We start from the raw sequence: 24089 nt of genomic DNA on the forward strand, positions 1-24089 counted from the left end.
TCGATGTTTGTTCAGCTAAACCCAACGGCGTAAAGCTGGGGTCAGTTCCTTCGGAATCGGGATTTTCCCCACTAGGGAAAATCCCCCCGGCGGGTCTGACCCCGGAATTATTTTTTAACGAGGTTGCACGCCGCCGCATCCATAGTCTTGAAAGCCTGGTCGGCGGGGATGGTGGACAGCACTTTCAGGTAATCCCACGCGCCTTTCGATTCGGCCGGGGTTTTGACCTGCACCAGGTACATATCGTGGATGACGCGGCCATCGGGGCGGATCGAGGCATTGTTCATCACAAAGTCCTTGATGGGCAGCTCGCGCATCTTCTGGGCGACGATCTTCGCGTCGTCGCTTTTCGCCGCCGCCACCGATTTCAGGTAGTGGTAGACGCTTGAATACACGCCCGCCTGCACCATGGTCGGCTTGGCGCCCTTGTTGAGCGCCTCGAAACGCTTGGCGAAGGCGCGGCTGCGGTCATCATAATCCCAGTAAAAACCGTCCGCGTAGACCAGGCCCTGGGCCGTTTCCAGCCCCAGCGCATGCACGTCGGAGAGGAACACCAGCAAGGCGGCCAGGCGCTGGTCCTTGCCGCTGCCGATGCGGAACTCGCGCGCCTGCTTGATGGCCGACACCGTGTCGGCGCCGCCGTTGGCCAGGCCGATCACCTGCGCCTTGGAACCCTGCGCCTGCACCAGGAAAGATGAAAAATCGGATGCGTTGAGCGGATGGCGCACGGCGCCCAGCACCGTGCCGCCATTGTGCTTGACGACTTCGCTGGCGTCTTTTTCCAGCGAATGGCCGAACGCGTAATCGACGGTGACGAAGTACCACGATTTTTGTCCCAGCTTGGTCAATGCCGCCGCCGTGCCGGCCGCCTGCGAATACGTGTCGAACATCCAGTGGAAGCCGTTCGGCGAGCAGTCTTCATTGGTCAGGCGCGTGGTGGCCGGGCCGCTGAACATGGCGATGCCGCCCTTTTCTTTCATCAGCTTTTGCACGGACAAGGCCACCGAGGAATTGGTCAGGTCGGCGATGGCGTCGACCTTGTCGCGGTCTATCCATTCGCGCGCCTTTGAGGCGGCGATGTCGGCCTTGTTCAAGTGGTCGGCCGAGACGATTTCGATTTTCATGCCCTTGCATTCGGCTTTCAGACAATCCTCGACGGCCATCTGGCTGGCGACGACGGAGCCGCGCCCGCCCATGGCCGAATATGGGCCGGACATGTCGGTCAGGATGCCGACCTTGACGACGCCATCGGAAATCTGCGCGTGCGCGCCGCCAAAGGAAAGGGTGAGCGCCAGCGCGCCCATGGCCAGAACGGTTTTTTTCATGCGTGTCTCCAGGTGGATGGGTTTTCTTATAGGTGTAGATGCATTCTGCATGTGTAAAAATATGCACTCAAGTGAAATTAATGCATAATTCCTTTGCAAAAATGCACAGAGAGGGATTGCCATGCTCGATTGGGACAATGTACGGGTCTTCCTGGAACTGACGCGCAGCGCGGGACTCGTCGATGCGGCGAAAAAACTGGGCATCGACCATTCCACCGTGTCGCGGCGCATGCGCAAGTTCGAGGAGCAGGTGGGCACGCAGCTGTTCGACCGCAATTACGTGGGCTACCAGCTGACGCCCGAGGGCCACCGCCTGATGGAATACGCGGAAAGCATGGAGAGCACGGTGTTTGCCGCCACCGAGGAGCTGGGCGAACATAATCGCCTGCTGTCGGGCCAGGTGCGCCTGGGCGCCACGGAAGGTTTCGGCGCCATCGTGCTGGCGCCCCACCTGGCGCAGTTTTGCGGCCGCTATCCGCACATCAGCGTGGACCTGATCGCCGTGCCGCGTTTCGTCAGCCTGTCGAAGCGCGAGGCGGACGTGGCCATTTCCATCGAGCGCCCCCTGTCCGGTCCGTACGTGGTGACCAAATTGTCCGACTACCGGTTAAAACTGTACGCCACGCCAGCCTACCTGGCGCGCCACGCGCCCATTACCAGCGTGGCGCAGCTGGCGCAGCACCCGATCATCGGCTACGTGGACGACCTGGTCTTCAGTTCGGAGCTGCGCTACATGGATAACGTGGCGCCCGATTCCCTGCGCGCCTTTCGCAGCACCAGCGTGATCGCCCAATACCACGCGGCGCGCGCGGGCCAGGCGCTGGCGATCTTGCCCTGCTTCGTGGCGCAGCAATCGAACGAACTGGTGCCCGTGCTCGATGGCGAGATCGACCTGCTGCGCGCCTTCTGGATGATCTCGCCAAGCGAGCGGCGCAACATCGCCCGCGTCAGCGCCCTGTGGAATTACCTGCGTGCCGCCATCGACCTGAATCACGCCTATCTGATGGGCGAGACGACCACGCCCAGCTGGCCAGCCTAAGCAAGCGGCAGCGCGCTACACTGTCGTCACATACTAACAAGGAGAACACCATGTTGATGGATGCAAGCCAGTCCGTACTCGTCATTGTCGACCTGCAAGGCCGCTTGATGCCGGCCATCCACGACGCCGGCCTGGTGCTGGCGCAAAACCTGCGCCTGGCGAAGATCGCCCGTCTGCTCGACGTCCCCGTGCTGGGCACGGAGCAAAACCGCCAGGGACTGGGGCCGAACGTGGAGGAAATCGCCGCGCTGTGCGAACGGACCTTGCACAAGACGCATTTCGGCGCCTGCTTTGATGGCTTGCAGGACATGCTGCCGGCCGGGCGCAAGCAAATCGTCGTCACCGGTTGCGAAGCCCATGTGTGCATGCTGCAGACGGCCATCGGCCTGCTGCAGCTGGGCTATGAAGTCATCATCGCCATCGACGCCGTCGGCTCGCGCCAGGCCGCCAGCCGCGATGCGGCGCTGGCCCGCCTGGACAAGCTCGGTGCCCATCTGGTGACGGTGGAAATGCTGGCCTTTGAATGGTTGCGCGACTGCAAGCATCCGCGTTTCCGCGAAGTATTGGCGCTGATTAAATAGAACGCAGGTTTAAGCCAGATCAAGCCTGACGGCCTTTCATTTGCTAGCTTGGTAACAGCGCCGCCACTCCGAGCGGCGCGCCTTCCACATCAGCAAGGGAGCCATCATGGCCTATATCCTGCGGGGCAAACTGTGCGGCTTGATCTGTGCCGAGTGTCCTGAACCGTTGTCGCACGTCATCGTGCGCCTGTATCGCCCGCGCGCGTCGCAAAACATCACGGCCCTGGCCGTGGCCAGCGCCAAGGAAACCTTCGCCATTCTCACGGACGAGGAAGTGCAGGCGAAAGCCCCCTCCCTGCTGGCCGAAACGCGCACGGATGACGATGGCAACTACAGCTTTACCCTGGGCGACAAGGAACAATACCAGGGCGAGGCCGTGGAAGTGGACGTGTTATGTCCCAGCGTGCCGCATCTGAAAGGGGGGCCGAAAGACCCCGTGCCGCTGCAGTTTTCCATCACCACCATCCAGCCGCGCTGGCGCCAGGCTGACAATGATTTCCTCGCCGTCTGGGATTATTGCCTGCCGCAACGCTTCTGGTGCCTGGTGCGCGCCCGCTTCGGCGCCTGGACCATCTGCGGCCGGCTGCGCACCTGCGTTGCGCCCCACACGCCGATCGCCGGCGCCACCGTGCGCGCGTTTGACGCTGACTGGCTGCAGGACGATGCGCTGGGCGTTGCCGTGACCGATGCCACGGGGCGCTTCCGCATCGATTACCTGACGTCGGACTTTACCTTGACGCCGTTCTCGCCGTTCATCAACGTCGAGTTCGCCAGCGGGCCCGACGTGTATTTCACGGCGCAGCTGGGCAGCGTGACCATCCTGACGGAAACCCAGGCCAACGGGCGCCAGCCAGGCCGCGAAAACGTGGGCCACTGTTTCTGCGTGGAGTTGTGCTCGAAAGACGTCTTGCCACCCGATGTGGAAGGCGTGCCCCACTGGCAGCAGGTGGAAATCTTCGACATCCACCCGTTCCCCTCGCTGGCCGGCTTTTCCCCGCAAGGTTATGCGGGCGGCGCCGACGCGTCCTACGTGTTCGCCGGCGGCGTCACTTTGAAAGGCAATTGCCCGCTGCGCAATAGCGCCATCCCCGCCAACCCGCTCGAATACCGTTTTCTGATCGGCGAGTGGTCCTGGCCCGGCGGCAGCGACGACCCGGCAGCCATCCCCACGCTGGCGCCGGCCAGCCTCGCACCGCTCACGCAAGTGCTCGGCACCCTGGTCGGCTATGTGTTTTATACGAATGGACTGGGCCTCGCCGACTCGGCACAGGTGATCGTCGACGCGGGCGACTTGCAGCCTGGCGGCTGGATAAGGGTGGACGGCAAGAGCGTCACCGTGGATATGCGCGATGGCACCACGGCCGTCGTCAACGTAGCGCCCAACATCTTCCTGCGCACGTTTGACTTGCTGACCATCAATACGCCCGCCATCACCAGCCTGCATCCGGCCAAGCTGCCGGGCGGCTTGCCCATCCTCGACGCGGGCCGCAGCCTGACGGCGGCCGAGAGCGAACCAATACGCCGCTACCGCCTGGGCTTCGAAGTACGCGACGGCATCAGCCTGGCGCTGGTGGCCACGGACGGGCTCGACTCCATCGTCTTCGACAATTCGCCCGTCATCGTGGCGCTGGACCTGGAAGAGTTGCGCAGCAATGCCTGCAACCCCATCGCGGGCGGCCTGGTGCATATCCTGTACACGATCGATCACCCGCATTTGCGCTTTTTCAATATCACGATTTCCAATAACAACGGCATCGCGCACCCGCCGCCACCGCTGCCGTCCGCCAGCTTCACGCCGCCGCCACCACCGAACAATTACCTGTTCCGCGGCGGCGCGGGTGGGCCTCATCTGTCAGGCAACAATGGCGGTTTTCCCGTCAACGTGGCGCTCGACCCGCCCTGCGCCTACCGTGTGGCGATTGCTTGGCAGACGCGGCATTACCTGGCGTCCAGCCACAGCATCGACAGGCTGTATTGTAAGTAAGCCTGCCTCAGAAATAGCGCACCCACGCCTGCTGCGAGGTGCGCTTGTAGTTGGCAAACGCGCGGCAGGGAAAGTACAGCACGGGCATCAGCAGCAAGGCCAGCAGCCAGACTTGCCAGAGTTGCTCGACGCCATAGCGGCCAGCGTGATTGGCGCCCAGCATGGCCTTCAAGGCCAGGCCGATGCCCAGCAGCAGATATAAATGCAGCAGATAGTAAAACATGGGCGCGCCGCCAAAGGTGGCGCAGGCCCGCGTGAACCCGTTGTCGACGCTTTCCAGCCAGGCCAGGCCCAGCAAGCCCAGGCCCAGGGTGAACAGCAAAAAGTCCAGCGACGGCGGGTACTTGGTGAAGTTCAGCACGCTCATGACCGTGCGCACGGCCGTGTCGCCCGCCACCCAGGGCAGGGTTTCGCCATACAGATTGAAGCCGCGCAACACGGCCAGCAGCAGCAAGCTGCCCGCGCCCAGCGCCAGCAACCAGCGCCGTCTGGCCTCTGCGCTGAAGGTGCGCGCATACAGGGGGCCAGCCGCGTAGCCGAGCACGATCACGCCTATCCACGGCAGCAGCGGATAGCTGACCTTGATCTTCATGGCGCCATCGGCGACCAGGTAGCCGCGTTGCAACAGCAGCGTCAGCAGATAGTAGCCAAAGCTGCCCTCTTCCGCGTGCAGCCAGGTAAACAAATGCTGGCCCGCGATGATCGCCACGCCCAGCAGCGCCAGCACTTTCAACGGCAACCGGTGCAGCACTGCCAGCGCCATCATGGCCAGGCCGATGACCCAGATCACCTGCAGATACAGCACGGCGGGTGGAAACGCCCCGCTCCAGGCGACATTGACGAACACCAGTTCCAGCACCACCAGCAGCAAACCCCGCTTGAACAGGAAACCAGCAGCACTGCGGGGACCGGTGGCCGGATGCGCGTACAGCCAGGCGGACAGTCCCGTCAGGAAAACGAACATGGGCGCACACACGTGGGCGGCCAGGCGCGTGAAGAACAGGGCCGGATCGACGTGGGCCGCATCCATCGGGTCGCCCACCTGGTGGTGCAGGAAGACCGTTTCGCGCACATGGTCGAACAGCATGATCAGCATGACGAGGCCGCGCAGTACGTCGATGACGGCGATGCGGGTGCGCAGGGTGGCGGGGGAAGGCAGGGAGGCAGTCATTTATTCATTTTTAAATCTAAGATTAGAAACGGCATGCTTACCCCAACGGCAGAAACTGGGGTCGGACCTGAAGGTCCGACCCCGGCACTTTGCTGTTGGGTGAATACATCAAAACCTGTAATGCGCATTCAGGGTCAGCGTGCGCTCGGCCCCAGGCGCCACCCACAGCTGGTTGTAGGAACTGGCATAGTAGCTGCGGTTGAACAGGTTTTCCACATTCAGTGCCAATCGCAGTTTGGCGTTGGGCGAATACGACGCCAGCAGCTTGGCCGTCGTGTAGGCCGGCAAGGTAAAGCTGCTGCTGATGGCGACGTCGCCCAGGCGCTCACCCACGTACTGCACGCCGCCGCCCACGCTGGCCGTGCCCGTGCCCAGCGCAAATTGCTGCGTGGCCAGCAGATTGGCGCTGTGGCGCGGCACGTTGGCCAAGCGGCTGCCCGTCACTATCGTAGTGTCGCCGCGCGTGACGCTGGCACTCGTGTACGCATACGCGCCCGAGACGCGCAAGCCGCGCGCCACTTCGCCCGAGACATCGAGTTCCAGGCCCCGGCTGCCCACCTCGCCCGCCGCGATGGCAAAATCCGTGTTGGCGGGATTGGTGGTCAGCACATTGCTCTTGCGGATGTCGTACACGGCCAGCGTGCCCGTCAGCTTGCCCGTTTCCAGCTTCGCGCCCAGCTCATACGCGCGGCTGCGCTCGGCAGGAAAAGCCTGGTTATCGATGCTGATGCCGCTATTGGGCCGGAAACCCTTGGCCGCACTCGCATACAGCGACCACATTGTCGACGGCTGATAGACGAGGCCCGCGCGGGGGCTGGTGGCCGACAGCGACTGGCCGTTGCTCACGTTCAGGCGATTGTTCGTCACGTCCTGCGTGTACGTATCGTGGCGCACGCCGACCAGCGCCTTCCATTGCGCGCCCAGATCCAGTTGATCCTGCGCATACAGGCCACGCGCCTGTTGCGCTTCCTGCGTGTCGATGGACAGGGCCAGCGGAGCGGCCTTGCCGCCATACACGGGCGCAAAAATATCGATGGCATAGGCATTCGCGGCCGAGGGATTGCGGCGCAGCTGTACCCGATGGTCATCGAAGTGATAGGCGTCGACACCGGCTAGCACCTCGTGCGCCAGTGCGCCCGTTTTGAACTTGCCCAGTACTTCAACGCGGGCCGACACGTCGGTGGCCGAAAAATCGCGGTGGCGGCGCTGGCGGTTCAGGCTGCGGCCATCGGCCAGCAGCTTGTTCGCCTCGGTCGAATAGCCGCGCAATGCGCTGTCGCGGTAAGAAGCGCCCGCCTGCAGCGTCCAGTCGTCGGACAGCGCGTGATGGATAAACAGCTGCTGCCCCAGCGACTTGACCGTCATGGGGCCATCGCCCGGTTCGCCCAGGAAGCGCGCGACGGGGACAAGACCCAGCTGGCCATGCACGGCCACTACGCCACGGTCGAACGGCACACGCTGCCGCACCGCTTCGATTTCATACGAGACGGTCGTGTGCTCGCCCGCCAGCCAGAGGAACGAGGGAGAAAACAGGCTGCGCTCGACTTTCACCGTATCGCGGAAGCTGTGCCCCTCTTCATGCGCCGCGTTCAATCGGTAGGCGATGGTGTCGCTCAACGGCCCCGTCAAGTCCAGCGCGGCGCGGCGCGTGCGGAAACTGCCGAGGGAAACGTCGGCGGCGTATTCCGGCGCGAACTTCGGCTTTTTCGTCGTGATGTTCACCGTGCCACCCGGCTCGCCCCGGCCGTACAGGGCCGACGCGGGGCCTTTCAGCACTTCCACATTCTGCGTATTGCCGGCGTCGCGCAGGCCGTTGTAGCCACGGCTGGAACTGAAACCGTTGACCATGTAGTCGGAACCGAAATTCGGGTCGCCCGTGAAGCCGCGCATGGCATAGCTATCCCACAAGCCACCCAGCGGGCTTTGCTTCGCAATGCCGCTGGCCAGGTCCAGCGCGCCGGCCAGGGTCGTCACACCCGCATCGCGCAGCAAGTCGCCGGTCAGCACGCGCACGCTTTGCGGCAAATCCATCAATAAGGCATCCGTCTTGGTGGCGCCCGTGGCCGACAGGCTGCGGTAGTGCTGGCGCTCGGCCTTGACGGTGACGACATCATCGGCCTGCGCACCATCGACTGCCAGTGACCAGGGACTGGCGGCGGCCAGCAAAAGCGCCACGGGGCGGCGTAAAAACACGGACATGGGATTCCTGACGAGGGCGCAAAACAATGCAATAAGCTTGCATTATAAATGATAATGGATTCTCATTAATGGATTTTTGAAAGATACTCGGCCCATATCTATCCTGCTGGCAGACGTGGACGATGAAACGTCCGCTTGTTTCCCGCGCGCTCAAGCGTTAATATGCAAGAATTAACTTGCATATTAACGGGACCCTTGATGCGTGAAAGACTGGAAAAACTGCTGGCGCAGGGACGCGACAGCGCCCTGCTGCGCTTTGGCCTGGGAGATGCCTGCCTGAAAGAGCATGACGCCGAGCAAGCGGCCCTGCACCTGGCGCAAGCCACCGTGCAGCAACCCGGCTACTCGGCCGCCTGGAAACTGCTGGGCAAGGCCCTGCACCAACTGGGCCGGCTGGAGGAAGCGCAGGCCGCCTGGGCCACCGGTGTGACCGTGGCCCAGCAGCAAGGCGATTTGCAAGCCGTCAAGGAAATGACGGTGTTCGTCAAACGCCTGCAAAAACAGCAGCAGGCGGCCGAGTAAAACCGTTTAATGCGCGTGCGCGGCGCCCTTGGCTTCGGCTGGTAACGCAACGCCCCGCTCTTTCGCCAGGCGCTTGGCCAGCAAGCCACCCGCTTCGGCCGCATAGGCGCGGCAGGCGTTGGCGTCGATCAGCGGATTGCTTGTGGCGCTGCGCCTGGCGGCCTTGCCCAGCACGTCCGTCGTGCCCGGATGCACGGGGATGATGATGTCGCATGGCAAGGCAGCCACCTTGGCGATGCTCGCTTCGAACGAGGCCGAAACGTCAGGCGAGCCACCCTTGCCCGCGCCTTTGCCCGTGTACGCAAAATCACCGCTGGCATACGGGTTCAGGCTGTCCGCGTACACCACGTTCAGGCAGCGCTGGCCTTCGCACGAGGTCCACGTCCACGTCGTGCCGCCGGGCGTGTGGCCCGGCGTCATGTGGGCCGTCAGCACCAAAGGGCCCACCTTGACGGTATCGCCCTCGCCCACTACCTTGACCTTGGCGACTTTCGCGACATGCACGACGGGATCGGCCTGGTACTGCGGATCATCGTTGCCATTCGTACCGCTTTGCAGCCCCAGGGCGCCCGAGGCGCTGGCCACTACCGTGGCGCCGCTGGCCCGTTGCAGCGCGGCGATGCCGCCCGCATGATCCCAATGCGCATGCGAATTGAGGATGACTTTCACATCCTCGATGCGAAAGCCCAGCGCCTTGATGCTGGCGATGATCAGGGGCGCCGATTGCGGCAGCGCACCGTCGAGCAGGATATGGCCCTGCGGACTCGTCACCAGCACGGCGGACAGGCCGGCCGTGCCCACATACCAGCTATTGCCATACACGTTGAACGGCTTGACGGGCGCATTCCATTCCTTGCAATTGTCACAATTAACCGGTTTATCCTGCACCGGGGCCGGCGTCTTCGCCTGCACCGTACCAGCTGCCATGGTCGCAACCGTAGCCAGCATCAACTTCGCCAATAGTGTCATCTTCATCTCCAGAGTGTAAAAAGAAGGGCGCCCGCACTGGCGCGCCCGGGGGGGTATCAGTGCATGCGGCCAGTCCTGTCGGCCAGGGTGTCGCGGATGTGTCCGGCGTCGAGCGAGCGCCGCTGCGCGCCATCGGCGTCCAGCAACACCACGGTGACGTGCTTGCCGCCGCTGCGCATGCGCATGGTCAGACAGCTGCCCGCCTCATGGCTGCTGCCCGTCTTGGACAGCACAATGTCCCAGCCCTTGCCGCCCACCAGCGGGTTGGTGTTGCGCAGGGTACGGACCTTGCCATTGACGGCCACGCTCGCTTGCGGGTGGCTGGTGATGCGCGCGATGTCGGGATAGCGCGCGGCCGCCGCGACGATCTTCGCCACCTCGCTGGCCGTGGACGTATTCGCGGGGGAACTGCCGACCGGGTCCAGCAAGGTCGTGCGGTGCAAGCCTAGGTGGCGGATCTTCGCCTGCAGTGCCTGCTGAAACGCCGCGCTGCCGCCGGGATAGGTGCGCGCCAGCGCGGCGGCGGCGCGGTTTTCGGAAGGCAGCAGCGCCAGTTGCAACAGCGCGCCACGCGACACGGCCACGCCATCGGCCAGCAGGCTGTGGCGCTGCAGCGACGCATCCCCATCGGCCCGCACGATGCGCAACTGTTCATCGGGATCGAGTCCCGCGTCCAGCACCACCATGGCCGTCATCAGCTTGGTGATCGAGGCGATGGGCACGACGGCGTCCGCATCTTTCGCCATCAGCACCTGGCCCGTGCTGTCGTCAAAGACCAGCATGTGTTTCGCGCTGACGGGCAAGTCCAGCATCGCGGCGGCGGCCTCGGCCAGGGCCGCCCCGCTGACGGCAGGCTTGCCCTGCACCTGCAGCAGCAAGGTGGCGCAGGCCAGCAGCATGGCCGGCACGGCCAGTTTCCAGCCGGCCGTATCAAGGCCGGGCGCCATCAGGCGTTCGATACGCGTCAGCAGCGCCCCGCCCCGGGCCGACATCAGCAAGCCGGAATGCTGCGGCACATCCGTGTGCAGGGACAGCGCATGCAGCGCCGTGGCCAGTTGCTGCGGGTCTTGCAGCGCTTGCGCAGCCAGCGCGTCGGCCACCTGTTCCCGTTCGGCCCGCATGCGCGCCGACAGCCACCAGACGACGGGGTGAAAAAACAGCAGCGCCTCGGCCACGCTTTGCAACAGGTTGACCAGGTAATCCCAGCGCCGCACGTGCGCCAGTTCGTGCGCCAGCAACGCTTCCAGCAAGGCGACGGGCATGCCGCTCAGCAAGGCGGCGGGCAGCAGGATGACGGGGCGCCAGAAGCCGACGGTGACGGGGCTGGACAAGCCTGCATGCAGTTTCAGCGGCACTTGCCGACTGCGGTGCAAGCCCATGCGCAGCGCCAGCGCATCGAGGCGCGCCTGCCAGATGGCCGGAGCGGCCACGGCCTGACGGCGCAGCCTGCCGACCCAGGCCAGGCCCAGGCACAGGCGCAAGCTCATCAGGCCAACGCCGGCGCTCCAGGCCAGCACCAGGGCCGGCATCCACGCTTGCAGCGCGGCGCGCCAGGCGGGCGGCGCAGCCATCGGCAGCTGGGCCAGTGAAGTGCCGGACAGCAGAGACAGCAGGTGAACGGTGGGAATACATAGGCACAGCAGCAGCGCCAGCGCGCAGACGGCATAGCGCCAGCGCGCGCTGGCGTGGCGCAGCAGCCAGAGCAATACAGCGGAGACGGCGCCGACGATCACGCCCTGCCAGACAAAATACAGCAAGACCCAGCCCAGCGCCGGGACAAGGTTGCCCAACTCAATGCCCAAGCGCATGTCCAGGTTCATGGCGCCTTGCCATCCTTGCTGCGCAGGATCTTTTCAATTTCCAGGCGCTCCGCGTCGCTCACGTGCTCGCGCAGCGCCGCCAGCACCAGCGCCTTGCCGGAACCGGAAAACACCTTGCCGATCAAGTCCTTGAGCAAGCTGGTCTGTAACTTTTCCTGCGCGTCGACGGCCGCATACAGCTGCGGCCGCTGGCTTTCATCGCGGCTCAAGAGTCCCTTGCCATGCATCAGCTGCAACTGGCGCAGCACGGTGGCGTAGCTGGCGTCGGCACGCTCTTCGGCCAGGGCGTCGTACACGGCGCGCGCGTCGGACGGACCGCGCCGCCACAGGATGCGCAGCAAGTCCAGTTCGGCGGCCGTGGGATGGGGAGTGGAGGTATTTTTTAACATGCCGCCAGCATATCCAGTCCAGAACTCCTTGTCTAGAACTTTTTTTCTGGAGTGTGGAAGCGGCTAAAATTCGCGCAAGCGGTCGAACAAGTCCAGCAAGGCTGCCTCATCGACGAGAGCGGCGCCCTGCCCGCTCAGTTGCCCACTTAGCTGTGCCAGCAGTTCCGCCAGCACCGTATAGATTTCCTCGCGCTCGACCGTCTCGATGATGCTCGTCCGCCGCTCGATCTTGTTGAATTCCTGGACATAGGCGCTGACCATCGCTTCCAGCACGGCGGCCGCCGCCGGCGCCTCCATGGCGGCATCGATGCCGCGCGTCACGGCCAGCATGTTCTTGTAGGCCAGCGCCGCCTTTTTCGCATACGCGGGAGAAATATGCTCGCGGCCATCCCAGTCGCGGAACGGGTTGAGCAGATTTTCCGCCAGCCATTCCGGCTTGCGCGCCTTGCTCACCGATAAGTCCAGTCCCTGCGCCGCCGCTTTCTTGTAGCCGGCCTTGATGGCCTTGGCGACGTCGGCGGGCAAGCTGGTCAGCCACAGGGCAGACAGCTGCGGCAATTGCGTGGCCGATGGAAACTCTTCCGCCTTGTAGCCGAACAGATCACAGGCGGTGAACATCCGCAGCTGGGCCAATTGCGCAAGGCTGGCCATCTGCGATGCCAGTCCCGGCTTGCCCCAGATGCGCAAGGCCGTCAGGTGAGGAAAGCGCTGCGCCACTTGCGCCAGGTCGACGTCTTTCATGCTCACCAGCGACAGGCCGCCCAGCTGGTCGAGACCGTGGAATGACGGCAGCGTCTGCTTGCACTGCAGTGTCAGATGGCGGCCATCGGCGCCATCCTTGATGCGCAGCGCCAGCGATGGTGCGCTGCGCAGCGCGAGCAGACCCAAGCCTTTGTTCAAGACCAGGCTGCTGACGCCATCGGGCTGCAGGATCAGGCGTTCCAGGCCGCTGCCGCTGAAATCGAGCGCATGCACGGTCGATGACTGCCAGTCCAGCTCATTGATGAAGGGATTGCCCTGGATAAACTCCATCAAGGCTGGCGTGCCGTGGCTGGTCTCGATGGACATCAGGCAAGGCAGTTGCTCCAGTTCGGACAGGTCGCCCAGCGCCTGCAAGACGCTGTCATTGATTTTCGTCGCGTCCTGGCGGAAGACGTGGCCGCCGAGCGTCACTTCACGCTCGCGCGACACGGCCTTGAACTGCTGGCGCCGCAGCGGATCGATGCGCTCCCAGTTGCGCTGGCGCAGCACACTGTCGCCCACGTTCCAGCCGCTGCGGTAGCTGTTGACTTCCACGTCCACCAGCGGCGCGATATTGCCAACGAGGGTATGGCCAGGCGGCACGTTCGCCGTGGCATAGCAGTGATCGTGGCGCTTGTTCCAGAAGAAATAGTCGCACAGCAGCGGCCGCATGGCTTGCACGGCCGCCGCATCAGGCAAGGCGTCACCGGTCCAGTCCAGCTCCAGCACGGCAGCGACAGGCCTGGACGATGAAGCATCCTTGATGCGGGTGACCTGGCAAGCCACGTACTGCTGCAGCTCGGACGAAAACACACTGTAAACATCTCCAACATTCGGTAGCACGCATTTTCCTTTTCAGAACACCTGACGGTCGAATGTTGAAAGATAGCAAAAATGATAGCGCAGTGTCGTCCCGCTCAGTCCGCGTGCAGCTTGTGATGCATGCGGCGCAGCCCCAGCCACACGCCGGCCGCCACGAACGGCACCAGCGCGCCGACGAGGATTTCCGGATTCACGGGCAGCCCCATCACCTTGGCCGCCTTGCCCGTGTAGCTGAACAGGCCGATCACGTAATACGAAATGGCGGCCACGGACAAGCCTTCCACCGCTTGCTGCAGTTGCAGCTGCTGCGCCGCGCGGGCGTTCATCGATTGCAGGATTTGCCGGTTCTGCAATTCCTGCACGATGCCCACGCGCGTGCGCAGCAAGTCATTCGTGTTGGCAATGCGCTGCGCCATCGCTTCCTGGCGGCTGGCCATCGCTTCGCACGTGTTCATGGCAGGCGTCAAACGGCGATCCATGAATTCCTCGACCGTCGGGATGCCCTCGATGCGCTCTTCGCGCAACTCGTCGATACGCGCCTTGACCAGGCCCATGTAGGCTTTCGAGGCGGAAAAACGGTAGCTATTGTCGAGCGACAGCTTTTCAATGCGGGCCGCCAGGCGCGTGATGCGGTCAAGCAAGGCTTGCTCGGCAACGCCCTCGTCGGCCTTGGCCAGGCCGGGCGCGTCGTCCGTGTCGACCATGGCGGCGGCCAGGGTCGCCAGTTCGTTTTCGATGGCGTTCAACGAAGGCGCCGCCTGCATGGCATAGGGCAAGCCCAGCAAGGCCATCATGCGGTAAGTTTCGATTTCCAGCACGCGCTGCACCAAACGGCCCGACTGCTGCGAGTGCATGCCCGCATCGCGGATGACGAAACGGCTGAAGCCATCCGACTGGATCGTAAAATCCGTCCACAATTCGCCGCCCTGCAACACTTTGCTGCCGGCCAGGGTATTGCCCTCGAACACGCGCGACAAGCCCTGCATGAAGATCTCGGCCGGCTCGGTTGCCTGCTGCAGCACCACGTGGGCGGCCACCATCAGCTTGCCCTTCAAGCCCGCCAGCCACTGCTGCGGCAACTGTTCCAGCGGCATGCGCTCGAACGCCTGTTCCAGGGGCAAGGCGGCGCCCGGGCGCTCGGCAAAGGTAAACGTGGCAAATTCCGTATGGCATTCCCATTTCAGTCGGAAGCGGCCAAAGTCGTAATAAAAATACTTGGCTTCGGCGGCGGGCGGCGTGACGCCAAAATGCGTGCACAGGGCCGCCAGGGTGGCGTGCTGGGCCGCCATATTCGACGCACCGGGCGCCGCGCTGTCATCCTTGTAGACGGCCAGATGGGTTATCAGCTCGGGGGCATCGAGCTGCAAAAACGGCCGCGAGTGGATTTCCGCAGCCAGCGGCACGCGCAAGGCGTGGTTCAAACTGGAGTTAATCAAGTGCATGATAGCCAAAGGTAAAGTTGCAAAACTGCTTAGACCCGCGCGCGTGCTGCTATGCCCGCGGCAGGGCCTGATTGTCACAGTGTAACAAAGCAGGAAGCATGCCACTCTTTTACAGGGCCCGTCATGTTGTTTTGATAATGCCGGTCGCCCCCTGCCCCGACCCTTGGCGGCTGCCCAGCCACCAGAATACGGCGGCCAGCACCACGGCAGAGGCCTGTCCCAGCGCCAGCTTGAAGGCACTGTCGAACAGCAACGGTGCGACAAAACCGGACACCAGCGCAAACACCAGCATCTGCACGAAGTTTTGCAGGGAGGCGGCCAGGCCCCGCATCTGCGGGAAAATGTCGAGCGTCGACATGGTCATGCCCGGCAAGGCCAGCGACATGCCGAACGCGTACAGCATCACGGGCACGACGGCGAACGGGATGCTGGCCGCAAACCAGTGGTTGTAAGCAATGTTGAGCGCGCTCGTGGCCGCCATGGCCAGCAAGCCCCAGCGCACCAGCACGGCGCTTTTCACCGCATGGGCCAGCTTGCCCGACAGCGCCGATCCCAGCACCAGACCCGCCACCATGGGGATGAACATCCAGCCAAACGCCGTTTCCGGCAGACGCAGCAATTCCAGGATGAAATGCGGGGCCGAGGCGATGTACAGCGCGAAGCCGCCAAAGGCGAAGGCCACGGCCAGCGAACGCAGCAGGAACGCCCGGTGGCGCAAGGCCAGCCAGTAATTACGCGCGATGTTGCCTGGGTGGAAGGGTTGGCGTTGCTCGACGGCTAAACTTTCCGGCAAGCCTTTCAGGCAGGCGAGCGCCAGCAGCACCGTGACGGCAAAGGTGAAGACGAACGTCGATTGCCAGCCGTAGGCCACGTGCAGCCAGCCGCCGATGATGGGCGCGATGGCCGGTGCGATGCCGAACACCATCATGATATTGGCGAGCATCTTTTGCGCGGCCGCGCCCGACAGCGTGTCGCGCACGATGGCTTGCCCGATGACCCTGCCCGCTCCCGCCGAGGCGCCCTGCATGCCGCGGAAGAACAGCAGCCAGCCAAAGCTCGGTGCAAACGCGGCGCCGATGGAACCGACGGCGAAGATCAGCAGGGAAGCCAGGATCACGGGACGGCGGCCAAACGAATCGGACAAGGTGCCGTAGAACAAGGTCATGAAGGCATAGGCGGCCAGGTAGACGCTCAGGGTTTGCTGCACCAGCACGCTGCTGACGTCGAAATGCGTGCCGATCGCGGGAAACGATGGCAAGAAGGTATCCGTGGCGAACGGGCCCAGCATGGCCAGCCCGGCCAGCACCAGGGTCAGCTTGCGCGCTTTCATGCGCCCGCCTGCGCGGTGTATTGAAGGCGCATGCCTTCCAGGGCCGCCAGCGAAAATTGCGACACATGACGCGCGATGCTGGCGATGCCCGCCTCGTCATACGTCATTTCCGGCACCACCAGTTCATGCACGATGCGCGAACGGGCATAGAACACGGCCTGGCCGATCACGCTGAACACGCATTTCTGCACCACGTCCGCCGGCATGGCCGGCCCCACCACGCCACGGATCAAGCCCGTAAACAAGGCATGCTGGGGCCGTACGTTACGCTCGGCCAGCTTGTGGATGGCGGCCGTCGGCTCGATCAGTTCGCGCGCCACCAGGCGGCTGAACAGCGATGCGTGCCCCGAGCGCAGCATGTCGGACACCAGCGCCTCGATAGCCAGGCGCAACTGTTCCACGGGGGGCAACTGCGCCTGCGCGCTGGCGGCGGCCACGTCGGCGGCGGAGGCCCGCGCCAGTTCGCGCGCATGGTCGAAGGCGGCCAGGTGCAGCTCTTCCTTGCTATGAAAATAGTAATTGACCATCGCCACATTGACCCTAGCCGCCTCGCATATCCTGCGCACGGAGGTGGCCTTGTAGCCCTCGCCGGCAAACAGGTCCGCCGCCGCCTGCAGGATGCGCGCGCGCGCCGGCTCCGTTTCCTTGCCACTTCTCGTTTCTTCCGTCATGTCATTCCCATCATTTAAACAGCCGTTTAATATCGCAGGGGATTATATCAAACAGCCGTTTAACTTTCAGGCAGGCACAAAAAAGCCCGGCGAACCGGGCTTTTCACGGGTGTAGCGGCAAACTTAGTGCTTCATCGCCGGCATCGGCGCCGAGGTCGCGCCCAGCGGACGGGCCACGGCGGTCACTTCGATGGTTTCGCGGCGCTTGTCCTCACCTTCGACGACCAGGGTCAGCGGGATTTTGTCGCCCGCCTTCACTTGCCCTTTCAGGTCCAGCAGCATGACGTGGTAGCCGCCCGGCTTCAGCTCCACGGCTTTGCCGGCTGGCAAGGCGATTTCCTTGACCTGGCGCATGCGCATCATATTGTCCGTCATGCTCATTTCATGGATTTCCGCCACGCCGGCCACGGGCGAGCGCACTTCCAGCAGGCGCATGGCTTTCGGCGCCGTGATCTGCATGAAGGCGCCCGTGGCTTTTTGCTGCGGCACGGTGGCGCGTACCCACGGGTCGGTAATCTGCACGGAAGTCTGGGCAGCGGCGGAGAAGGACAGTACGGTCAGGGCCGTGGCCAGCAGGGTTTTCAGATGGGTCATGATCATTTCCTCGGTAGTTATAAGGTGTATTTCGATTTCATCAGGGTCTTGATGTCTTGCACGCACTCGTCGGCCGTCAACTGGTGCTTCAGGCCCAGGCGCATGCGCCCTTCCGTATCGAGCACATAGCTGATGGCCGTGTGGTCCATCGTGTACGAGCTGCCGCTCGGCACGCGGCGGTAGAAGACCTTGTAATTGAAGGCCGTCTGCGCCGTCGCCTGCGGGTCCGTGCGCAAGCCCAGAAAGCTGGGGTCGAAGGCGCGCATGTACTCGCCCAGCAAGGCGGGCGTGTCGCGTTCGGGGTCGATGCTGATGAAGATCACTTGCAGTTTATCCCCATCGGCGCCCAGTTTCTGGCGGATTTCCAGCGCGCGCGACAGCGCCGTCGGACACACGTCCGGGCATTGCGTAAAGCCAAAGAAGACCATCACATACTTGCCCTTGAAGTCGGCCAGGGTATACACCTTGCCGTCGGGGCCGCTCAACTTGAAGTCGGGCTTGTAATCGCCTCCCGTCAAATCCAGGCTGTTGTAATGGGGTTTCGGTGCTTGTTCGCAAGCGGCAAGCGTGAGCAATCCCGCCGTGCCGGCGAGAAGGAAAAGACGACGTTTCATGGTAATTCCAGCCCGATGGGCGTAGTTGAGACAAGTTGGGACGTAGAAGGCGTGACTGTTGCGTTCAGGCAGCCAAAGGCGGGCCGCGCGGGCTGGCGCCCAGCCACGCGAACTGGGGCCGTGGCGCCTGGTAAAACAAGGGTGGATAGTGGTCGTGGCCCGTGATGACGGCCAGCGGAGACAAGGTCGGCGGCGGCAGGGCCACGCTGGCCGCATGGTTCATGCAGAACGGGCAATGCTCGATGTGGTGCAGTACGGAATCGGTGGTGGATTTGGCGGCCGGCGCCAGGTCCGCTTGCGTATAGACGGCGCCGCTGGCCGAGCAGATCTCGACGGCAGCGCTGTTCGCGTTCGCGTGCAGCGAGGCAAACGCATACGACAGGGACGGCGACAGCGCATTGAGCAGTATCGCCAGGCAGGCGAACCACATATGCCACTGTTTGCGCTTCAATAAAGATCCCATGGCCCCGATTATAGCGGAGTATGGCTTTCGCGTAGCGCGGGCGCGCCCGCCTGCCCCCGCAGGAACAGGCTGGGGCGCACGCCGGCCACGTCCACGCAGGCGTCGCAAAACGCGGGGATCGAGGCGAAACCGGAGCCGGCCGCCACTTGTGCCAGGTCGCGCTCGCCGCCTTCGCCATCGGCGCCCGCTTGCGCCGCCGTGTGCAGCGCATGCGCCAGGCGCTGCTCGCGCACCAGGCTGAGCAATGCCTCGCCCTCGGCAAACAGGCGTGCGCGGGCCTTGTGCGGCGTCACTTGCCACAGGGCCGCCAGGCGCGCCGCCGTCCATTTGCCTTGCGGCGTATCAAAGATGTGCTGCGCCAGCGCCTGGCTCCAGCGCTTGCCGCCGCCGTGTCCACCGTCCGGCTCGTCGCCTTCCAGCGCCAGGGTAAACACGGCCGGCTTGCCCCGCCCCGGCATCACGTCGCAGGCGAAGCGCAAGAAGGCAGGCACGACAAAACTGTCGCCGCTACCCAGTTTCTTGGTGGTGATTTCATTATGCAAGGTGACAAAACCCTGGCGCACGGTGACGCGCAGCCGGAGCGGAAAACGCAAGCCCAGCAAGTACAAGGGATGATCGGAAACGAGGGCCATGCGTCAGGTCAAGGTGGTGAACGAGCCGCCAGCATGCCACACATCGCGCAAGCAGTCTGTCATCACAGCGACGCCACGCCATAGCGGCGCAAGCCATCGAGGTCCACGACGCGAATCGATTGGTAGGCGATGCTGATCAGTTTCAGTTCGGCCAGGCGGCCCAGGGCCAGGTTCACGCGCTGGCGCGAAATGCCGGTCAGCAAGCCAATTTCTTCCTGCGACAGCTCAAGCACGCTGGAGGTGCGCGGATATAACATGGGGTGGAACAGTTGCGCGATCGCTTGCGCCACTTGCGCGTCGACGGCCAGCAGGCGCTGGTTCTGGATGGTGGCGATGAATTGCCCCATGCGTTCGTTCAGCTGGCGGATGACGAAGGCGTTAAAGGAAAGGCTCTCGGCCAGCAGCAGGTGAAACAGGTCCACCGGCACCAGGATGATGTTCGCGGCGCGCACGGCCACCACATCGTAGCGGCGCAGTTCGCGCTTGAGCACGCTTCCTTCGCCGCACCAGCCGCCCGCCGGCACGCCAGAAAACGTGGCGCCGCGCCCATCGGCGTTGTAGACGGCCAGCTTGATCAAGCCCGTGTGCACGCCGATCCAGTGCGCCGACGGTTCGCCGCGCCGCGTGATGAAGGCGCCCGCCTCGACATGGCGGAGCACGCTGCCGGCGCGCAACAGGGCCTGATGCCGCGCATCGAGGGCCGTGAACCAGTCGTGGCTATCGAGTTCGGGCACCGCACGGTCTACACTATCGTTGCTATCCATTCCATCCTTCAGTTGTCACTAAGATGACAGTGATTTTTCAGCACCGGTGCTATGCTAACCGGTATCAATCCCGAAACAGGGAGCTACAGCATTTTATTTACCAGGAGACAAGCATGACTGCTGATTTCAATACCGGCCTCGACAAAAACAGCGCCAACTACGCCGCCCTCACCCCGCTCGACTATATCGCCAGGGCAGCGGCAGTATATGGCAATCGCCTGGCAATTGCACATGGCGCCGTGCGGCAGACCTGGCGCGAAACCTATGCGCGCACGCGCCGCCTGGCCTCCGGCCTGATCAAGCTGGGCGTGGGCACGGGCGACACGGTGGCCGTGATGCTGCCGAACACGCCCGCCATGGTGGAAGCGAGTTTTGGCGTGCCCATGGCCGGCGCCGTCCTCAATGCCCTGAATATCCGCCTCGACCTGGCGGCGCTGACCTTCATGCTGCGCCATGGCCACGCGAAAGTCTTGCTGGCCGACACGGAATTTGCCGAGCTGGCACGCCAGATGGCGGCGCAGATTCCCGGTCTGCGCGTGATCCAGGTCAACGACGTGCTGGGACCGGAAGTGGAGGCCTTTTCCGACCTCGACTACGAAAGCTTGCTGGCCAGCGGCGACCCCGATTACGACTGGCAGCCGCCTGCGGACGAATGGGACGCCATCGCCCTCAACTACACGTCCGGCACCACGGGCGACCCGAAAGGCGTGGTCTACCACCACCGCGGCGCGGCCCTGAATGCCCTGTCGAACATATTAGAGTGGGACATGCCCAAGCATGCCGTGTATTTATGGACATTGCCGATGTTCCACTGCAATGGCTGGTGTTTCCCATGGACCATCGCCGCGCGCGCCGGCGTCAACGTGTGCCTGCGCAAGTTCGATCCGAAACTGGTGTTCGACCTGATGCGCGAATTGCGCATCACCCACTATTGCGCGGCCCCCATCGTGCATGCAGCGCTGGCCAACGCGCCCGCCAACTGGCGCGAGGGAATCGACTGGACCGTGCGCGGCATGGTAGCCGGCGCGCCGCCGCCGGCCGCCATGGTGGCGAAGATCGAAGCCATGGGCTTTGACTTGATCCACTCATATGGCTTGACGGAAGTGTACGGCCCCGCCGCCATCTGCGCCGAGCAGGATGAGTGGGCGGCCTTGAGCCAGGAAGAGCGCGCCGTATTAAAGTCGCGCCAGGGCGTGCGCTACCATTTGCAAAGCGCCGTCGCCGTGATCGACCCGGAAACCATGCAGCACGTGGCGGCCGATGGCGAACAGATCGGCGAGATCATGTTCCGCGGCAATATCTGCATGAAGGGTTACCTGAAGAATGAAAGGGCGACGCAGGAAGCCTTCGCCGGTGGCTGGTTCCACACGGGGGACCTCGGTGTCATGTATCCGGACGGCTATATCAAGCTGAAGGACCGCAGCAAGGACATCATCATTTCCGGCGGCGAGAATATTTCCAGCGTGGAAGTGGAAGATGCGCTATACCACCACCCGCAAGTGCTGGCCGCCGCCGTCATCGCCCAGCCGGACGAGAAATGGGGCGAGACGCCATGCGCCTTCGTCGAACTGCGCGAAGGGGCCAGCGTGACGGAAGCAGAATTGATCGCCTTCTGCAAGAACAACCTGGCCGGATTCAAGGTGCCGAAAGCCATTTATTTTGGCCCCCTGCCCCGCACGTCGACGGGCAAGATCCAGAAGTTCGAATTGCGCAAGCGCATGCAGTCAGACAAGGCCATCGACGTCTGACCTCTACCCGTCAGTCGCGCTTGCCGGCCTGCCACGCCGGCTGCGCCACCACCAGGCGCGAAAAGCTGGCGATGCTGGCCACGGTGGCAAATCCTGCCGCCAGGCACAGCGCATACGTCGTACCCCGGCTGGCCGAAACGGTGAAGCAATAGGCGACGAGCGCCGCGCCCGTCGCTTGCCCGATCAGCCGCGAGGTGGCGACCACGCCGCTGGCGCCGCCGGCCCGCTCGGGCGGCGCGCTGCCCATGATGGCTTTCAGATTGGGCGCCTGGAAAAAGCCGAAACCGACGCCGCACAAGGCCATGCGCCAGCCGATGTCGAAGGCGCTGGGGTGGGCCGGTATCCAGATCAAGGTCAGCAAGCCGCCGGCCAGCGCCGCCAGGCCGATGCCGCCCAGCACGCCCGGCGAGTAACGATCGCTGAGGCGCCCGGCCACGGGCGCCATCACGGCCACCAGCACGGCCCACGGCGTCATCAAAAAACCCGTCTCGACGGGCGAACGGCCCAGCGTGACTTCAAAATAGAATGGTAGCGAGACGAACGCCAGTCCCTGCGCGGCAAACGTGCAGATGGCCGTCAGCGACGACAGCAGGAATAATGGACGGCGGAACAGGTCGATCGGCAGCATGGGCGCCGCATGTCCCGCCTGGCGGCGCAGCAGCAAGACAAAGAACACGGCCACGGCCACCAGTTCCGCCAGCAGGACGGCGCTGGACGCGTGATGGGCCGCGTCGCCGAACAGCAAGATGAGCAAGCCGAAGGCGCCCACGTTGTACAGCGCCGTGCGCGCATCCAGGGTGTGGCCGGAGAGTCTGGTGGCCGGCAGCATGCGGCTGGCGAGGAAAAAGCCGGCCACGCCCAGCGGCACGTTGATGGCGAACAGCCACGGCCACGATGCCGTCGCCAGGATCAGCGAGGCGGCCGTGGGGCCGATGGCGAACGCGACAGCCACCACCAGCGCATTGTTGCCGAATGCGCGTCCCAGCAAATGTTTCGGATACAGGGCGCGCAGCAGCGCCGTATTGACGCTCATCATGGCGCTGGCGCCGACGCCCTGGAACAGCCTTGCCACCACCAGCGACGGCAGGGACCAGGCCAGCGCGCAGGCGAGCGACGCCACGGTAAATAACAGCATGCCGGAGATAAACACGCGCCGGTAGCCGGCGATTTCACCGAGGGCGGAAAACGGCAGCAGGGTCGCCACCATGGCCAGTTGATAGACATTGACGATCCAGACGGAGGCGGCCGGCGTCGTGTGCAGCTCGCTGGCGATGGCCGGCAAGGCCGTGTTGGCGATCGCCGTATCGAGCGAGGCCATGCCCACGCCGATGGCCAGCGCCAGCATGGCCCATAAACGGGCGCCCGGCGGCAAGCCGTCCTCGCCCACCATCACGGCTTGCGTTTGCCGCTGCATAGACTGCTGCATAAATACACTACCTGTTCATCTTGCTGATCCGGGCAATACACTAGCATGTATGCAAAAAACCTGCAGAGCAGGCAAGCTTACTTCTGGCAGTCGATGACCTTGAAATCCTTCGAGTAGCAGATGCGCAACTCGCCCGAGTGCTTTTCATAGCCGAGCCAGTGGCCCTTCAACTGCGGGTTGTGCTGCTTCATCCACTGGAACAGCTCGTTTTTCGGCATGGTGGAGTCCGGCAACTTCAATGCCTGGAACAGTTCGCGTTCCTTCTCGAAATACTGCTTGGCCGTATCGAAATCGCAGGCGCCATGCTTTTCCCATTCGCCCTGCAGCAAGGCTTCACCGGGCTGCATGCACATGTAAGGCAAGATCTCCGACGGCGCCAGCTTGGGCAGATTGCCCTTGCAATAGCGCGGATGCATGTCCGTCTTGCGCGGCGGCGTCACGGAAATGTCTTCGCACGTGGCGGGATTGGCCGACTGCGCCCACAAGCCATGCACGATCCAGCCGAACTGGTTGCTCTCGGCGCACTGGAAGGCGGCCTTCTTCGACACGGCGCCGCGGCGACGCTGGCTGTCGCAAAAGCCTGGCGACCACGACAGCGCGAGCATGAAGTAATCGGTGGGCACGTTGGTGCTTTGCTTGTAGCAGGTGTTTTTCTCGTCCGACGGCTTGACGTCATAATCGTAGTAGCTGACGTTGTTTGGAATAGCGCAGCTGGCGTCGGCCGCGTGGACGGCGCCAGCGGACAGGCAGAGGAAAACGGCGGCCAGCGCGGGCAAGACAGAGCGAATTTTCATCGAGTTTCCTTCAAGATATAAAAACGCCGGCAACTGCGTGCCGGCGCGG

22 protein-coding genes are annotated in these 24089 nt (G+C 63.6%); 5 read left to right on the forward strand and 17 right to left on the reverse strand.

What is annotated here, in order from left to right; all coding sequences use genetic code 11:
• Positions 1-107 precede the first annotated feature (107 nt).
• Positions 108-1325 (reverse strand): ABC transporter substrate-binding protein, encoded by a 1218-nt coding sequence (locus CLU93_RS01035; protein WP_099759634.1) that lies wholly within the window; start codon positions 1323-1325, stop codon positions 108-110.
• Positions 1326-1446: 121 nt separating this feature from the next.
• Here CLU93_RS01035 and CLU93_RS01040 point away from each other — a divergent pair, with 121 nt between their 5' ends.
• The 3 genes from CLU93_RS01040 to CLU93_RS01050 all read left to right on the forward strand — a co-directional run bounded on the left by CLU93_RS01040 (position 1447) and on the right by CLU93_RS01050 (position 4929).
• The gene (locus CLU93_RS01040; protein ID WP_099759635.1) at positions 1447-2364 is read left to right on the forward strand and encodes a LysR family transcriptional regulator; all 918 of its coding nucleotides are present in this window, start codon (positions 1447-1449) and stop codon (positions 2362-2364) included.
• A 50-nt stretch (positions 2365-2414) separates the two neighbouring features.
• Complete coding sequence (locus CLU93_RS01045) at positions 2415-2945, forward strand: isochorismatase family protein (RefSeq protein ID WP_099759636.1); 531 nt, start codon at positions 2415-2417, stop codon at positions 2943-2945.
• A 106-nt stretch (positions 2946-3051) separates the two neighbouring features.
• On the forward strand, positions 3052-4929 hold the full coding sequence (locus CLU93_RS01050) for a hypothetical protein (protein ID WP_099759637.1): 1878 nt from the start codon (positions 3052-3054) through the stop codon (positions 4927-4929).
• Positions 4930-4936: 7 nt separating this feature from the next.
• Here the strand turns inward: CLU93_RS01050 and CLU93_RS01055 are convergent, their stop codons facing one another.
• Both CLU93_RS01055 and CLU93_RS01060 read right to left on the reverse strand, forming a co-directional pair.
• A complete protein-coding gene (locus CLU93_RS01055; protein WP_099759638.1) occupies positions 4937-6100 on the reverse strand; it encodes a DUF1624 domain-containing protein in 1164 nt (387 codons plus the stop codon).
• 108 nt (positions 6101-6208) lie between these two features.
• Entirely contained in the window at positions 6209-8299 is a 2091-nt protein-coding gene (locus CLU93_RS01060; RefSeq protein WP_180287778.1) for a TonB-dependent siderophore receptor, read from the reverse strand.
• A gap of 198 nt (positions 8300-8497) precedes the next feature.
• Between CLU93_RS01060 and CLU93_RS01065 the strand changes: the two genes are divergently transcribed.
• Positions 8498-8821: a tetratricopeptide repeat protein gene (locus tag CLU93_RS01065; protein WP_099759639.1), complete on the forward strand. Its 324-nt coding sequence runs from the start codon at positions 8498-8500 to the stop codon at positions 8819-8821.
• Between the two features lie 6 nt (positions 8822-8827).
• Here the strand turns inward: CLU93_RS01065 and bla are convergent, their stop codons facing one another.
• The 12 genes from bla to CLU93_RS01125 form a co-directional block, all read right to left on the reverse strand.
• The gene (gene bla / locus CLU93_RS01070) at positions 8828-9790 is read right to left on the reverse strand and encodes a subclass B3 metallo-beta-lactamase (protein WP_257224820.1); all 963 of its coding nucleotides are present in this window, start codon (positions 9788-9790) and stop codon (positions 8828-8830) included.
• Positions 9791-9846: 56 nt separating this feature from the next.
• A complete protein-coding gene (locus CLU93_RS01075; RefSeq protein WP_180287779.1) occupies positions 9847-11598 on the reverse strand; it encodes a M56 family metallopeptidase in 1752 nt (583 codons plus the stop codon).
• Positions 11599-11606: 8 nt separating this feature from the next.
• Positions 11607-11999 carry a BlaI/MecI/CopY family transcriptional regulator gene (locus CLU93_RS01080; RefSeq protein ID WP_099759641.1) on the reverse strand — a complete coding sequence of 131 codons (393 nt, stop codon included), beginning with the start codon at positions 11997-11999 and terminating at the stop codon, positions 11607-11609.
• 63 nt (positions 12000-12062) lie between these two features.
• Positions 12063-13553 carry a hypothetical protein gene (locus CLU93_RS01085; protein ID WP_218968318.1) on the reverse strand — a complete coding sequence of 497 codons (1491 nt, stop codon included), beginning with the start codon at positions 13551-13553 and terminating at the stop codon, positions 12063-12065.
• 104 nt (positions 13554-13657) lie between these two features.
• Positions 13658-15004, reverse strand: coding sequence for a DUF3422 family protein (locus CLU93_RS01090; protein WP_099759643.1), 1347 nt, complete (start codon positions 15002-15004; stop codon positions 13658-13660).
• Between the two features lie 121 nt (positions 15005-15125).
• The gene (locus tag CLU93_RS01095; RefSeq protein ID WP_099759644.1) at positions 15126-16334 is read right to left on the reverse strand and encodes a multidrug effflux MFS transporter; all 1209 of its coding nucleotides are present in this window, start codon (positions 16332-16334) and stop codon (positions 15126-15128) included.
• On the reverse strand, positions 16331-17005 hold the full coding sequence (locus tag CLU93_RS01100) for a CerR family C-terminal domain-containing protein (RefSeq protein WP_099759645.1): 675 nt from the start codon (positions 17003-17005) through the stop codon (positions 16331-16333). Before CLU93_RS01100 ends, CLU93_RS01095 begins: the two co-directional genes overlap by 4 nt.
• Before the next feature lie 123 nt (positions 17006-17128).
• Positions 17129-17599 (reverse strand): copper chaperone PCu(A)C, encoded by a 471-nt coding sequence (locus CLU93_RS01105; protein ID WP_207780994.1) that lies wholly within the window; start codon positions 17597-17599, stop codon positions 17129-17131.
• Positions 17600-17616: 17 nt separating this feature from the next.
• Positions 17617-18213, reverse strand: coding sequence for an SCO family protein (locus CLU93_RS01110; RefSeq protein WP_071077916.1), 597 nt, complete (start codon positions 18211-18213; stop codon positions 17617-17619).
• Between the two features lie 64 nt (positions 18214-18277).
• Positions 18278-18664 carry a DUF2946 domain-containing protein gene (locus tag CLU93_RS01115; RefSeq protein WP_257224821.1) on the reverse strand — a complete coding sequence of 129 codons (387 nt, stop codon included), beginning with the start codon at positions 18662-18664 and terminating at the stop codon, positions 18278-18280.
• 20 nt (positions 18665-18684) lie between these two features.
• Positions 18685-19308, reverse strand: a complete 624-nt coding sequence (locus CLU93_RS01120) for a hypothetical protein (RefSeq protein WP_099759647.1) — start codon at positions 19306-19308, stop codon at positions 18685-18687.
• A gap of 62 nt (positions 19309-19370) precedes the next feature.
• Complete coding sequence (locus CLU93_RS01125; protein WP_071077919.1) at positions 19371-20072, reverse strand: Crp/Fnr family transcriptional regulator; 702 nt, start codon at positions 20070-20072, stop codon at positions 19371-19373.
• A 113-nt stretch (positions 20073-20185) separates the two neighbouring features.
• On the opposite strand from CLU93_RS01125, the gene CLU93_RS01130 reads away from it, so the two are divergent.
• Complete coding sequence (locus CLU93_RS01130) at positions 20186-21820, forward strand: acyl-CoA synthetase (RefSeq protein WP_099759648.1); 1635 nt, start codon at positions 20186-20188, stop codon at positions 21818-21820.
• A gap of 10 nt (positions 21821-21830) precedes the next feature.
• Here the strand turns inward: CLU93_RS01130 and CLU93_RS01135 are convergent, their stop codons facing one another.
• Positions 21831-23246 (reverse strand): MFS transporter, encoded by a 1416-nt coding sequence (locus tag CLU93_RS01135; RefSeq protein ID WP_099759649.1) that lies wholly within the window; start codon positions 23244-23246, stop codon positions 21831-21833.
• Positions 23247-23323: 77 nt separating this feature from the next.
• On the reverse strand, positions 23324-24040 hold the full coding sequence (locus tag CLU93_RS01140) for a ribonuclease T2 family protein (RefSeq protein WP_099759650.1): 717 nt from the start codon (positions 24038-24040) through the stop codon (positions 23324-23326).
• Between the last annotated feature and the right edge of the window lie 49 nt (positions 24041-24089).

It is taken from the genome of Janthinobacterium sp. 35 (assembly GCF_002754575.1).
GTDB lineage: Bacteria > Pseudomonadota > Gammaproteobacteria > Burkholderiales > Burkholderiaceae_D > Janthinobacterium > Janthinobacterium tructae.